At 70.7% G+C, this 12510-nt stretch carries 13 protein-coding genes; 9 read left to right on the top strand and 4 right to left on the bottom strand.

Annotated elements, in window-relative coordinates:
* Window positions 1-600: 600 nt before the first annotated feature.
* The 3 genes from ABTY20_RS08095 to ABTY20_RS08085 all read left to right on the top strand — a co-directional run bounded on the left by ABTY20_RS08095 (window position 601) and on the right by ABTY20_RS08085 (window position 3610).
* Window positions 601-1347, top strand: a complete 747-nt coding sequence (locus ABTY20_RS08095) for a DsbA family protein (protein ID WP_351996131.1) — start codon at window positions 601-603, stop codon at window positions 1345-1347.
* Entirely contained in the window at window positions 1344-2207 is an 864-nt protein-coding gene (locus ABTY20_RS08090; RefSeq protein WP_351996130.1) for a cytochrome c biogenesis CcdA family protein, read from the top strand. The genes ABTY20_RS08095 and ABTY20_RS08090 overlap by 4 nt, the downstream gene beginning before the upstream one ends.
* Before the next feature lie 80 nt (window positions 2208-2287).
* Window positions 2288-3610: an MFS transporter gene (locus tag ABTY20_RS08085; RefSeq protein WP_351996129.1), complete on the top strand. Its 1323-nt coding sequence runs from the start codon at window positions 2288-2290 to the stop codon at window positions 3608-3610.
* 14 nt (window positions 3611-3624) lie between these two features.
* Here ABTY20_RS08085 and ABTY20_RS08080 read toward each other — a convergent pair whose 3' ends face one another.
* Together ABTY20_RS08080 and ABTY20_RS08075 are read right to left on the bottom strand one after the other, a co-directional pair.
* Complete coding sequence (locus ABTY20_RS08080) at window positions 3625-4419, bottom strand: cytochrome c oxidase assembly protein (protein ID WP_351996128.1); 795 nt, start codon at window positions 4417-4419, stop codon at window positions 3625-3627.
* A 44-nt stretch (window positions 4420-4463) separates the two neighbouring features.
* Window positions 4464-4955 (bottom strand): DUF2243 domain-containing protein, encoded by a 492-nt coding sequence (locus ABTY20_RS08075; RefSeq protein WP_351996127.1) that lies wholly within the window; start codon window positions 4953-4955, stop codon window positions 4464-4466.
* A 199-nt stretch (window positions 4956-5154) separates the two neighbouring features.
* On the opposite strand from ABTY20_RS08075, the gene ABTY20_RS08070 reads away from it, so the two are divergent.
* Window positions 5155-5538 (top strand): hypothetical protein, encoded by a 384-nt coding sequence (locus ABTY20_RS08070; RefSeq protein WP_351996126.1) that lies wholly within the window; start codon window positions 5155-5157, stop codon window positions 5536-5538.
* A gap of 362 nt (window positions 5539-5900) precedes the next feature.
* Here the strand turns inward: ABTY20_RS08070 and ABTY20_RS08065 are convergent, their stop codons facing one another.
* The gene (locus ABTY20_RS08065) at window positions 5901-6983 is read right to left on the bottom strand and encodes a flavin monoamine oxidase family protein (RefSeq protein ID WP_351996125.1); all 1083 of its coding nucleotides are present in this window, start codon (window positions 6981-6983) and stop codon (window positions 5901-5903) included.
* A 79-nt stretch (window positions 6984-7062) separates the two neighbouring features.
* Window positions 7063-8091 carry an alcohol dehydrogenase catalytic domain-containing protein gene (locus ABTY20_RS08060; RefSeq protein WP_351996124.1) on the bottom strand — a complete coding sequence of 343 codons (1029 nt, stop codon included), beginning with the start codon at window positions 8089-8091 and terminating at the stop codon, window positions 7063-7065.
* Between the two features lie 132 nt (window positions 8092-8223).
* Between ABTY20_RS08060 and ABTY20_RS08055 the strand changes: the two genes are divergently transcribed.
* The 5 genes from ABTY20_RS08055 to ABTY20_RS08035 all read left to right on the top strand — a co-directional run bounded on the left by ABTY20_RS08055 (window position 8224) and on the right by ABTY20_RS08035 (window position 12203).
* Window positions 8224-9105, top strand: coding sequence for a LysR family transcriptional regulator (locus ABTY20_RS08055; RefSeq protein WP_351996123.1), 882 nt, complete (start codon window positions 8224-8226; stop codon window positions 9103-9105).
* Window positions 9106-9219: 114 nt separating this feature from the next.
* Entirely contained in the window at window positions 9220-9501 is a 282-nt protein-coding gene (locus ABTY20_RS08050) for a hypothetical protein (protein WP_351996122.1), read from the top strand.
* Window positions 9502-9529: 28 nt separating this feature from the next.
* Entirely contained in the window at window positions 9530-10057 is a 528-nt protein-coding gene (locus ABTY20_RS08045) for a carboxymuconolactone decarboxylase family protein (RefSeq protein ID WP_351996121.1), read from the top strand.
* A gap of 312 nt (window positions 10058-10369) precedes the next feature.
* Complete coding sequence (locus tag ABTY20_RS08040) at window positions 10370-11386, top strand: histidine kinase dimerization/phospho-acceptor domain-containing protein (protein WP_351996120.1); 1017 nt, start codon at window positions 10370-10372, stop codon at window positions 11384-11386.
* Between the two features lie 10 nt (window positions 11387-11396).
* Window positions 11397-12203 (top strand): substrate-binding domain-containing protein, encoded by an 807-nt coding sequence (locus ABTY20_RS08035; protein WP_351996119.1) that lies wholly within the window; start codon window positions 11397-11399, stop codon window positions 12201-12203.
* The last annotated feature ends 307 nt before the right edge of the window (window positions 12204-12510 follow it).

Raw genomic sequence — 12510 nt, 5'->3', positions numbered from 1 at the left:
ATGACGTGATGTGAAGTGATGTCAGTTCTCCCCCGGTCCGGTCCGGTGACCGCAGTGACGAGGCCCACGAGGGCGCGGTGCTGTCTCCTGGTCCTGCTGTCACTGCTCGTCGTGCTGAGTGCGTGGGCATGCGGGACACACGCGCTGGACGCCGGTGCCGGGGTGTCGAGCTCTGTGACCGTGACCGCCCGGACGGAGACAACCGTCCAGGGATCGGACGAGGCCGCCGAAGCGGTGCGACCGGGCTCCTCCCGGTGCGATACACCCGGTGCTCCGGCTCCGTGCAGGAAAGTGCTCCTCACTCAGCCGGACGTACGCCTCCTGGAGACGGCGGAGCCGGTGGCCCGCACGGTCGACGTGGCTGCCACCAGGCTTGACACGGTCTCGGCCGAGGTGTGCCGAGACGTGGTGATATCGGGTCTTTCCCCGCCGGCGGTGCGGACCGTACCCGACCGGATGCGGATCTAGGCCGGACGCCCGCGCGTTACCACGCGCCGCGCGCCGACCGGCCGTGATCCGGTCACTGCCCGGCACACGGCCTCAGCGCCGTGCGCCGACCGCTGTCCGCCACTCGCACACCGAGCACGAGGTAGTTCCTCCATGCCGTCCTCTTCCTCCCCCGCCGCAGTCCGCGTCCGCCGACGCAACCGCACACTCGCCGCCGCCGCAACCGGGCTGGCCGCCGTTGTCACGGCGGTCCTCGCTCTCGCCCTCGACGACGGACCGTCCGGCACCGTGTCACAGGACTCCGCAATCGCCGACACCAGTACGCCCGACGCCCAGACGAGCGCCTTGCTCGCACTGGCCCGCCGGGACACCGACGACCCGCTGGCCGTGGGGGACGCCGACGCCCCCGTCGTCATGATCGAGTACTCGGACTTCCAGTGCCCGTACTGCGGGAAGTTCGCCCGCGACACCGAACCGGAGCTGATCCGCTCCTACGTGGAGAAGGGAGTGCTGCGCATCGAGTGGCGCAACTTCCCGATCTTCGGCGAGGAATCGGAGCAGGCCGCTCGCGCCGCCTGGGCGGCCGGCCGGCAGGGCAAGTTCTGGGAGTTCCACGACCAGGCGTACAGCACGGAGCACAAGAAGAACACCGGCGCCTTCGCCACCGACAAGCTGACCGCCATGGCCACGGCCGCCGGGGTGACAGACCTCGACAAGTGGCGCGCGGACATGGACTCCAACGCGGCGGAAACGGCGATCCAGCGGGACCAAAACGAGGGCTACTCCCTCGGCGTGACCAGCACCCCCGCCTTCCTGATCAACGACGTTCCCGTCCTCGGCGCACAGCCGGTCGACACTTTCAAGCAGACCATCGAGGCAGCCGCGCAGGCCACCCGGTGAACGGAGACGCGAGCCTGCTGGCCGCCTTCCTCGGCGGCCTGCTGGCCCTGCTCAGCCCCTGCAGCGCGTTGCTGCTGCCGGCCTTCTTCGCCTACTCCTTCACCAGCCCGGCCAAACTGCTGCTGCGCACCGGCCTGTTCTATCTCGGCCTGTGCACCACCCTGGTGCCGCTCGGCGTCGCGGGCTCCTTCACCAGCCGTCTCTTCTACGGCCACCGTGACCTGCTGGTCACCATCGGCGGCTGGACCGTGATCGCGCTGGGAGCGGCCCAGATCCTCGGGCTCGGGTTCGGAGTGCGCCGGCTCCAGGAAGCCGCAGGTGCCCGCCGTTCCGGGTCGGGCCTCTCCGTCTTCGCCCTCGGCACCGTCTACGGCCTGGCGGGCTTCTGTGCCGGCCCCATCCTCGGCTCCATCCTCACCCTCGCCGCCCTGGGCGGCCGGCCCGCCCACGGGGGCCTGCTGCTCGCGGTCTACGCCCTCGGCATGGCCGTACCACTGTTCGCCCTGGCCCTGCTCTGGGACCGCTTCGACCTCGGACACAAACGCTGGCTACGCGGCCGCACCTTGCGGCTGGGCCGCTTCTCCTGGCACACCACCTCCTTCGCCGGCGGCACCCTCTTCGTTCTGCTCGGCGTGGTCTTCCTGCTGTTCGACGGCACGGCGGCCCTGCCTTCCCCGGTCAGCGTGGAGACGGAAGCAGGACTGGAAGAACACCTCGCACGCCTGGGGAGCTCCGTACCGGACCGCGTTCTGCTGTTCGTCCTGGCCGCGACCGCGGCGCTCACCGCCGTCGTCCTGCTGGCACGCCGGGACGGCCCCCGGCCGAAATCCCCTTCCGAACCGTCCCGGCACGACCTCTGAACCCGGCCCGTCCACCCCGCACGCCCTTCTCCCCTCTCGACACCCCCCACTCAGCCGAACCCGCCAAGGAGCGCCGACACGTGAGCACGCCACAGGACATAGCCCCGACGCCGTGGCAGGAGCAGGCCCGAGTGCGCGCGGTGCAGAAGCGCACGGTCCGGGTCCTGTCCGCGGCACAGATCGTCGGCGGGGTCGGGGTGGGTGTCTCGGTGTCGGCCGGCCCCCTGCTCGCGGAGTCCGTGGCCCGGAGTGAGACTTACGCCGGACTGGCGCGCACGGCGACCACAGCGGGCGCCGCCCTGGTCGGCATACCGCTCGCCCTCCTCGCCCACAGACGCGGTCGCCGGACCTCTCTCGGGGCAGGATGGCTCGTCGCCGCAGCCGGCGGGGGCCTGCTCATCGCCTCAGCGGTGAACAGGTCGATCCCTCTGCTGGTCGTGGGCATGCTGCTGTTCGGCGTCGGCAGCGCCACCAACCAGCAGAGCCGCTACGCGGCCGCGGACCTGGCAGCGCCGCACCGGCGGGCCCGCGCGCTGTCCATCGTGCTGTGGTCCACGACGATCGGCTCGGTGATCGGACCCAACCTCGCCGATCCCGGTGCCGCCGTGGCGTCGGCTCTCCACCTTCCGCGCCTGGCGGGGGCGTTCGTCCTGGCCACCGTCTGCACGGCAGCGGCATCGGCTCTGCTGTGGGGCCTGATGCGTCCCGACCCGCTCACGCTGTCCCGCCGTTACCAGGACGCCGACGCACCCGTGGAAGAGGACACGGCCATCCCGGCGGCACGAGCCGGAACCGCCGTGCGGAAGAAGGATTCGCAGAACGGGACTGTGCGCGCGGGCCTGCGGCACCTTCGCCACACCCCGCAGGCGGCCTTCGCGTTCGTGACCATCGTCGTGGCCCACACGGTCATGGCAGCGGTCATGACGATGACCCCGGTCAGCATGTCCGAGCACGGCCATGGGCTCACCGTTGTCGGCGTCACCATAAGTGGTCACCTGCTGGGCATGTACGCGTTCTCCCCGGTCGTCGGCCGGCTCTCCGACCGGATCGGTCACATGCCGACCATCGTGGCCGGGCAGGCGGTCTTCCTCGTGTCCGCCGCGCTGTCGGGCATGGGCCACAACTCGGTCGGCATGATGATGGCAGGGCTGTTCCTCTTGGGACTGGGCTGGTCCTTCAGCCTGGTGGCCGGCTCGGCCATGCTCGGCGAGACCACGCCCGTCGTCCTTCTGCCCGGCGTACAGGGCACCACGGACACCGCGATGAACGTCGTCGCGGCCGTGGGCGCCGGCCTCGCCGGGCCCTTGATGGGCTGGGCCGGCTTCGGCGTTCTGAACGCCGTCGCCGCCGTCCTGGTCCTGCCTGTGCTCGCCTTCTGGTCCGTCCTCGTGCGCGCACGCTGAATCGGCCACGGGCGTCAGCGTCCGGATGGCACCGCGTCCGCGGGCGGCCTCCGCCGCGCCTTCGCCCGGCCGCGTGCGGCCCGGACGCGGCCGGTCGCCTGGTACCAGGAGGCGGCCAGCACTACGGCGAGAGCGGCTTCGACCAGGTCACCGCCGTAGTACATGACTTGGGCTCCGGTGTGGAGGTCAGCGGTCGCGAAGGTGGTGCCGGGCGGCTCGACCGCGTACAGGGACTTGGCGAGGACGGCGTGCGCGGCGCCGGCGGCCAGCAGGGTCGTCCCGCGCGCGGTCGGGCTCCAGCGGCGGCGTACCGGGTCGAGCCGGCAGACCGCGAAGGTGAACAGCAGTCCGGCCGCCAGGACATGCAGGTGCACCGCCGCGTGCAGCCACGCATGGTGCTGCATGCCGGCGAACATGCCGGTCCGGTACAGCAGCCACAGCCCTCCGATGTCGAGCAGGGCTGCCAGCGGAGGGAAGAGAAGCCAGCCCGCGGCACGGGAGTGGGCCAGCGTCAGCAGCCCCCGACGCGCGATTCCGGGAGCCAGGGAGCGCAAGGCCAAGGTGAGGGGACGGGCCAGGACGAACAGGAGGGGAGCCGTCATACCGACGACCAGGTGCTGGACCATGTGGGCGGTGAACGCACCGCCCGGCAGCGAGCCCACCACCGCCCAGGCCAGGCCCGTGCCCCCGGCCGAGAACGACGCGTCGCGCCACCAGGGCCAGGCATCACCACGGCGCCGCAAGCGGGATGCAGCGGCCACGTAGAGGACGGCCGCCAACAGCGAGGCCGCTGCGGTGAGCAGTGCCACTGGGCCAGGCCCCGTCCCCGGGTCGGCGTGGACGTGCGCGAGGATCACGATGCCGTCGAGGCCCGGCCGTGGCGGGCCGCACGGACAGCCAGCCCCACTCCGATCAGCAGCAGCAACAGTCCGGCGAGATTCCACGCCCAGTCGTAGGGGGTGACGTCCACGCCGTAACGGATCTGGTGCAGGCGCAGCAGTTTGTGGTCCACGATCCCGTCGTACAGCTGGAAGGCGCTCAGGCCCAGGAAGAAGCCGGCCCAGGCGTGGGCCGGGGCCAGGGCCCGGCGGCGGCGCAGATCGGCGAAGAGGAAGAACCCCGCGACCAGGGCAATCAGCTCGGCGGTGTGCAACAGCCCGTCCGAGAGCAGTCCGACGCTGAGAGTGGAACGGTCGTAGAAGTGGTGCCAGCCCAGGATCTGGTGGAAGACGATCTCGTCGACCGCGGCCATCACCGCGATCCCGATCACCCCGCACACCACCATCGACCTGCGCGGCTCGGGCCGCGCTTCGTGCATCGCGGGCGGGTGGGCCGGTGCGCTCATGAGGCTGCCTCCTGACACGGACACGTCTGCTGCTTCGTACACCTACCCGTCGCACCGGACACGAGCCCGCCGCTCACCGCATCAGGGTGAGAGCCGCGGGACGAGGAGGATCGCGATGCCGGCCGACGGGTACCCGCGACGGCATGATGAAGCGCACACTGTGGCAGGGGCTCCTCGCCGACGCCGCCGAGGCTTGGTGATGACCCTCGGCGAGAAATTCGAACAGACCGTCACTCAACGGCCCGACTCCCATGTCCTCGCACAAATTCTCCAGCGCCTGACCGGCCTGCCCGAACATGCCGGCAAGCAGCCCGTGCCGGCGAACTGGGTCATGCACTTCGGCCAGGCCGCGCTCCTCGGCGTCCTGCGCTCGGTCATGGCCCCGGCCGACCTTCGCGGACCGGTAGCCTCTGCGAAGTTCACCGTGGTGCGCCTCACAAACGACCAGATCCTCGAGAACGCCACCGGCGTGGGCGCCCTGCCACCCACCTGGCCCCGGAGGGAACTCGTCATCGACGTCCTGCACTCCGGCCGCCACGCCCACATCAGCCCCCTGCCCCGCGAGGGCACTTACGGCAGGTAGCACCTGCTGCTCACTTCCTTCTCTCCGAGGCGGTGCGCTCCGGACGTCACCTGAGCCGTGTACCGCTGCCCTTTGGGCAACGACTCCTCCCTGCGGTGCCGGAGGCCGAAAGACAAGTCGTCGCGGTCGTACTGCCGGGTGGAACGCCGGGTTCGGCGACGGACCGCGCGGACAGTTGAGGAAGCAATGGATTCGGGCCCGGGACGACCGGCTTGACATCTCCGCGTCCCGCAGACGACGAAACTGGGAGAACAGCCCCATGTCCGAGGTGACCCCGGGCGCCAACGCGTGAGAGAGCCGCCGCACCGTACACACCCGCGTCGAGGGAACGGAGTCGAGGCGCTGGCCGCGCGTTGTCCGGGTCAGCCCAGGGGAAGGCCGCGGCCGTGGGCGGCCGAGGTCAGGACGGCACGGGCCGCGCGCTCGCCGGAGTGCAGAGCGCCCTCGATGTGCCCGGCGTGGTCGGTGGCCGTCTCGGTCGAGGCCCAGTGCAGCCGGCCGTCGAGTGCCGGCCACTGGTAGAGGTCGTGACCGAAGACGGAATAGTCGCCGAGGGCGTGCACGGAACGCGGGGCCGTCCAGGTCTCGCGGCTCCAGTCCTGTACGTACACGGCCTCGGGTGAGGCCGCGGCGGGCCCGAAGCACGCACCGAGTTGCGCGGCCACCGCGCTCTCGAAGCCCGGCCGGACGGTCCGGGCGTGCGCGAAGCCGAAAAGCGCCGCGGGACGTCCGTCGGCGCCGGACATGTCGTGGATCTCCTGGAGCGGTCCGATCCTGCTGAAGGCCGCGCCGGCGAGCCCGTCCTCGCGCCAGAAGGCGGTGGAGTAGCGGGCGACGACTTTGGCGACGGCCCCCATCCACACGGGAGTGGAGCGGGCCAGGCGGACGAGGTCGTCGGGCAGGGCGCCGGCGAAGTCGATGCGCTCCAGTGCCAGCGCGGGGGGTACGGCCAGGACAACCTGCGCGGCGCGGAAGGCCCGCTCCGGGGTGTGGACGTCGACTCCGTCCGCACCGGCGGGACGGATCGCGGTGACGGGCGTGTCCAGTAGTACGGCGTCCGGGGGCAGGCTCGTCGCGAGTGCCGAGGTGAGATGCTGCGCGCCGGCCGCGAAGCGGTAGGACGGAACGTCGATCATGTTGCCGGGGTACCGGTGGGCTCCCGACCGGTCGTGCAGGACGGCGTCCCCTGCCAGGTGCTGGTCGAAGACCTCGGCCCCGGTGCGGGCGGCCAGCGTGGCGACGCGCCGCTCCCCCGGCCAGAACCAGGTGGCCCCAAGGTCCAGGGCGCCGCCGTCGACGGGCTCGCTGAGCAGTCGGCCACCTACCCGCGTCCGTGCTTCCAGGCACAGGACCCTGTGCCCGGCTTCGTGCAATACGGTCGCGGTGGTCAGCCCGGCCGGGCCGGCGCCGACCACGATGACGTCATGAGTGCCGCTGCTGAGCATGGCGGGTTCCCTTCGGGACGGTGGGGGACCGCCCGGCACGCTGCCTGCGCGACGGGCGGACGGGAGAGGTCCGGTGAGGTCAGGACACCTGGGACGGGTCCAACACGATACGGAACCGGGGTGCCGCGGAGCGCAGGCGTGCGACGGCCGCGCCGACCTCCCGCAGCGGCATCCGCTCGATCATGGGCCGGACTCCGTTGGCGACGGCGAAGGCCATGGCCTCCTCCGTGTCCCGTGCGCTGCCGGTCAGGTGCCCGGTCACGCTCACTCCCTGCCCCACCAGCTGGCTCACCGGGAGGCACAGGGAACCGTCGTCCACGCCCACCAGCGTCAGCCGGCCGTGCGGCCGCAGTCCGGTGACCAGTTCGCCCAGCGCGTCGGTGGTGGAGGCGGTGCAGATGATGTGGTCGGCACCGCCGAGGGCCGCGAGGACCGCACCGGGTGCCTCGCGCGTGCTGTCGACGTAGTGCCGGGTGCCGAGTCCGCGCGCCAGTTCCTCGCGGTCGGCGCCGCGGGCGACGGCAACCGTCTCGTATCCGAGCCGGGCCGCGAACTGTACGGCGAGGTGCCCCAGCCCGCCCAGTCCGAAGACGGCGACCCTGCCCCCGGTCCGCGTACCGGCGTTGCGCACGGCGTTGAAACTGGTCACACCCGCGCAACCGAACACCGCCGCGTCGAAGAGGTCCAGGCCATCGGGGACGCGCGCCAACGCGTCGGCCGGCACGATGATGCTCTGCGCCCAGCCGCCGGGGTAGGACAACCCGGGCACCTTCCGCTCGGGGCAGTACAAGACGTCACCGTCACGGCAGAAGGCGCAGTGCCCGCAGCTGCCGCCGAACCAGCCGACGGCCACCCGCTCCCCGACCGGCCAGCCGCGCACCCGGTCACCGACCTCGGTGACGACGCCGGCGACCTCGTGCCCGGGCGTCACCGGTGCGTCCGCGTGCGCCTTCGGGGCCCTGGCCGTGCCAATGTCAGCGTGGCACACGCCACTGGCCAGGACGGACACCCGGACCTGATGCCCTTCCAGTGGGACAGCGGCGACGGCGGACGGAACCAACGGCCCGTCCGGCTCGGTCACGACCATGGCGACAGCGGGATCCGACACAGTGCACTTCCTGGAAGAACGCAGATGAGTGTTATAAGGGTGAATGATGACGAGGTCATCGGCGGCCCACCGTAAACGGTGGTGAGCCGCAGCGGTAGGCGACTTCAGTGAATGAGGCGATAAGCGATGGCTATGATGGAACGACTGAATGTCGAAGGTCTCCGCTACGCGCAGGCGGTCGCCGAGACCCGTTCCTTCAGCGCGGCGGCGCGGGCGTACGGCGTCACTCAGCCGGCCCTGTCCAACGGCATCGCGAAACTGGAGGAACGACTCGGGGAGAGGCTCTTCGACCGGTCCCCGCGGGGCGTGACACAGACCGCGTTCGGCAGCCGGGTCCTGCCGCTCATCGAACGTGCTGTCACCGCCCTCGACGCCGTCACCGCGGAGGCCCGACGGCTCACCGAACCGAACGACCAGAAGATCCGCATGGGCGTCTCACCGCTCATCGGCCCGCACCTGGTGGCCCGCGCGTTCAGCGCCGTCCGCGACCTGCCCACGCCCCGCGATCTCGTCCTGCGCGAGGCCAACATGCAGGACCTGCGCGACGGACTGCTGGCCGGTCAGCTCGACCTGATCCTGATTCCGGCCGTGACCGCGATGCCACGCTTCGAGCACCGGGTCATCGATGTCGAGCCCATCGTCATCGTCGGCACGGCCGCCGACGACGGCACCTCGCTCGAACTCACCGATGCCGGGAACGAACAGTTCATCCTCGTGCCGGACGCCTGCGGACTGACCACGTTCACCACCCAGCTCTTCCACGCCAACGAGGTACCGCTGCACACCTATCCCGGGGAAGCGGCCAGCTATCGGGTCCTGGAGGAATGGGCCGCTCTCGGACTGGGCTCGGCCATGCTCCCCCAGTCCCGGCTCACTTCCCCGGCCGTCCCTCACCGCCCGCTGCTGAACGCGGGCCGGGAGGTGCAGATCTCCTTCGAGGCCGTGTGGAACCCGGACTCGGCCCTGCACACGGACCTCACCCTGCTCGCCCAGCAGCTCGACGCACCCCGGTGACCCATACAGATTGCTTATGTGAGGATTCAACAGTCTCCCCTACCGGATGCCATAACGCCTGCCTAACTTGGCGGTGTACAGCGACTACGTCGAGTTGGAAAGGCATACATAATCGTGGCCTATCTTGAAATCACGCTTTCCGTGGACCCCGCCAACCGTCCTGCGGCGGCAGCCGTCTACGAGAAGTACAAGCAGCAGTTCCTTGACGGCGTCACCGGCGCCACCAGCAAGGAGCTCCTGATCCGGGACGAGGATGTCCAGGTGCTCCACGGCTTCCGATCGGTGGCGGACGCCCGCGCGTACCTGGACAGCGAACTCTTCACACGGGACGTCGTGGGTGAACTCGCCCCCCTGCTGTCGGCCGACCCGGACGTACGGGTCTACGACACCGTCTGACATCCCCGTTCTGTGTAAGGAGCACAGTGTGAGCACCGTGCGAGTCACCCCCTGGCAGGAAGACGACGTTCCGTCTCCCCCGTCCGAGCTGCTCGCGGGCATGCGAGGCCGCCGCCCCGATGGCGAGCTGATCGGTATCGACCGCGTACTGCTGCGGAGCGTTCCGCTCGCCACAGGATGGAACGGCCTGCTGGGCCGGGTCCGCGCCGGGTTCGACCTCAGTCTGGAGTACCGCGAGCTGATCATGCTCCGGGTGGCCGCCCTGAACAGGGCGGAGTTCGAATGGGGCGTGCACTACCCCGCGTACCTGAAGGCGGGCGGAACCGATGAAAAGAGCAAGGCCCTTCGGGAAGAGGACGCGGACAGCGCGCTCTTCAACGAGGAGGAGCGGGCTCTGATCACCCTCACCGACCAGTCCACACGTCGGGTCGAGGTGGACGCCGACGTCATCGAACACCTCAAGCGTCTGTTCGGCGAGGCCCGGACGGTGGAGGCGGTCGCCACGGTCGCGGCGTACAACATGGTCTCCCGCTTCCTGGTGGCGCTGGCCATCTGATCCGGGCGGCGCCACGGCGACGCATCATGTACTGGCCGCCGACTTCGCGGCGGTCGGTACGGGTGCCCGGACCCGTCCACCTGCGCGAGATGGCCTCGCAGGCGGGACGCACCGTGGAACGGTCCTGCGCCGCGTGCTGTCCGTGACTCGACGCGGCCATGGGCGGTAGTCGATGAAACACTTGCGTTTCATCGACTACCGCCCTAGTTCCCGTGCGGGACCGTTTCACTTCATTCAGGATGCGTCTGTGGCCACGGACGAGGCCGCCGCCCCGTCAAGTGGCCGCGGGTCACCGCGGAGCGCGAGCGGGAGGTGCTGGCCGCCACCCTCCAGGCGCTCAGCGACACCGGTTACAAAGCCCTGTCCATGGAGGACGTGGCCGCGCGCGCCCACTGCAGCAAGGCGACGCTCTACCGGCTCTGGCACAACAAGGCCGGTCCGGTCTCCGCGGCGATCCGCAGCAGCGGTCCGGGACGTCCCGCAGAGGTGGACACCGGAAGCCTGTGGGGCGACATGATCACTGTGGCCGAGCGCCTGGCTCAGCATGCGACGGAGGACAGCAGGCTCTACGCGGCCCTGAGCCACGCCATCCTCACCGACGACGAGCTGGCCGCCGCCGTACAGACGGCGCTGTTCCGGCTGGCCGACGCGGCCGACTCCATCGCCTCCGGTGCCCGGCAGGAACGGCTGCCCACCTACGGCAGGCACAACGAGACCGACCGCCTCGCCGTCGCGGTCAACAACGCCTTCGACGTGCAGCGGCGCGCGGAGGAGAACATCCGCAACTTCGCAGCCGACGCCTCGCACGAACTGCGCACCCCGCTGGCCACCGTCTCCGGCTGGCTGGACCTCTACCACCAGGGCGCCCTCGACGACCCGGCCCGGCTCCAGCGGGCCCTGGAACGCGTGGACGGCGAGGTCGGCCGGATGCGCCTGCTGGTCGAGGAACTCCCCCTGCTGGCCCGCCTGGACGCCGGCCGTCCCCTGGCGGGCGACCCCATCGACCTGCGCCGGCTCGCGACGGACGTCGTCCAGGACGCCCAGGTCATCGCCCCCGGCCGCACCATCCGGCTGCCCGCCCCCGACCCCGTGCACGTCACCGGGGACGCGCCCCGGCTGCAGCAGGTCCTCAACAACCTGATCGGCAACGCCCTCCAGCACACCCCGGCCGACGCCGCGATCGACGTCACCCTCCCCGGCGGTCGCGACGGCCGGGCCGTCCTGCGGGTCGCCGACTCCGGGCCGGGCATCGCCCCCCAGGATTTGCCCCGCGTGTACGACCGGTGGCCAGGCCGGCCAGGGCCGCTGGGTTTCGCACAAGGGCCGTGACCTCGTCACCGTGGTCGAGGAGGTGGCGGCCGGTGGGGCCTGTCGCTCCGAGGATGAGCATTTTCATGGCGGGGAACCCCTCCGGGCGGGATCGACGGATTGCCGGATCGATGGGTTGATGGGGCAGTGGGGTCTGCGCACCGCCGCACAGGGCTTCGTGAGCGGCCAGACAGCCGACGGTTGCCCGGTGGAACCCTCGTCGTCGGGCCTGTCGCGCGCAGTGCGACTTCCTTCACGAACACCGCGGCCCCCGGACAACTGCGGTGGAGCCGAACTCGCCGTCCGCCACCTGCTGCCGACCGGCAGGCAACGCATCGCCTGCATCTTCGGCCCGCAGCGCGAAGAGGCCGCCAAGCTCAAGACGGCCGCGACGCAGGAGGTTCCGGCCGAGAGCGGGCTCGAACTGGTGGCCGAACCGCTGTACGGAGAATGGAGCGAGGAGTGGGGACGACAAGCCGCTCTCCAACTGGCCCACAACGGCGTCGAGACCGACGGCATCGTCTGCGGCAACAACATGATCGCCCGCGGCGTCACCAGCACACTGCAGGCCCTCGGCATGACGGTCCCCGACGACATCGGCGTCATCGGTTTCGACAACTGGAGCGTCATGGCCGAGGGCAACCGCCCCCGCCTGTCGACCATCGACCTCTGCCTCCCGGAAGTCGGAAGGAAAGCGGCGGTCCAGATGGTCCGCGCCATCCGAGGAGACGATGTCGTGAAGGGCAGCACGGTCATCGAGTGCCGGCTCGTACCCCGCGAGTCCACCGCACTCCCGTCGAGCGGGCGCGGGGAACGAGCCCGGCGCACACCCGCCTGATTGATGCCCCGCCGCTGCCCGGTGGTTGTGCCCTGCGGGACTCGTACGTGCCCGGGACCCATGTCAGTGACAGGTGCGGGGCGGGCACGACCTCGAGGACTCCCGGGCGGTGGTGCCGACCTCCGGTGATGAGCCGACCCTCACCGTTGACGTACCGCCGGCCACCGTCGCACGTGTCGTCTTCCGACTGCGCCGAAGGCGTCAACTCCAATAACGCCATGGTTTTCTTGCACGCCGACGGTCACCCGGCAGGCACCCTCATACCGGCCGCGTGACGCTCCCGCCGCGGGAGGGGAGCGTCACGCGT

This window comes from Streptomyces sp. NPDC126497, assembly GCF_040302425.1.
In the GTDB taxonomy this organism is placed as follows: domain Bacteria; phylum Actinomycetota; class Actinomycetes; order Streptomycetales; family Streptomycetaceae; genus Streptomyces.
Note: the sequence above shows the minus strand (reverse complement) of the source record. Positions and strands in the feature narration are given on the sequence as shown.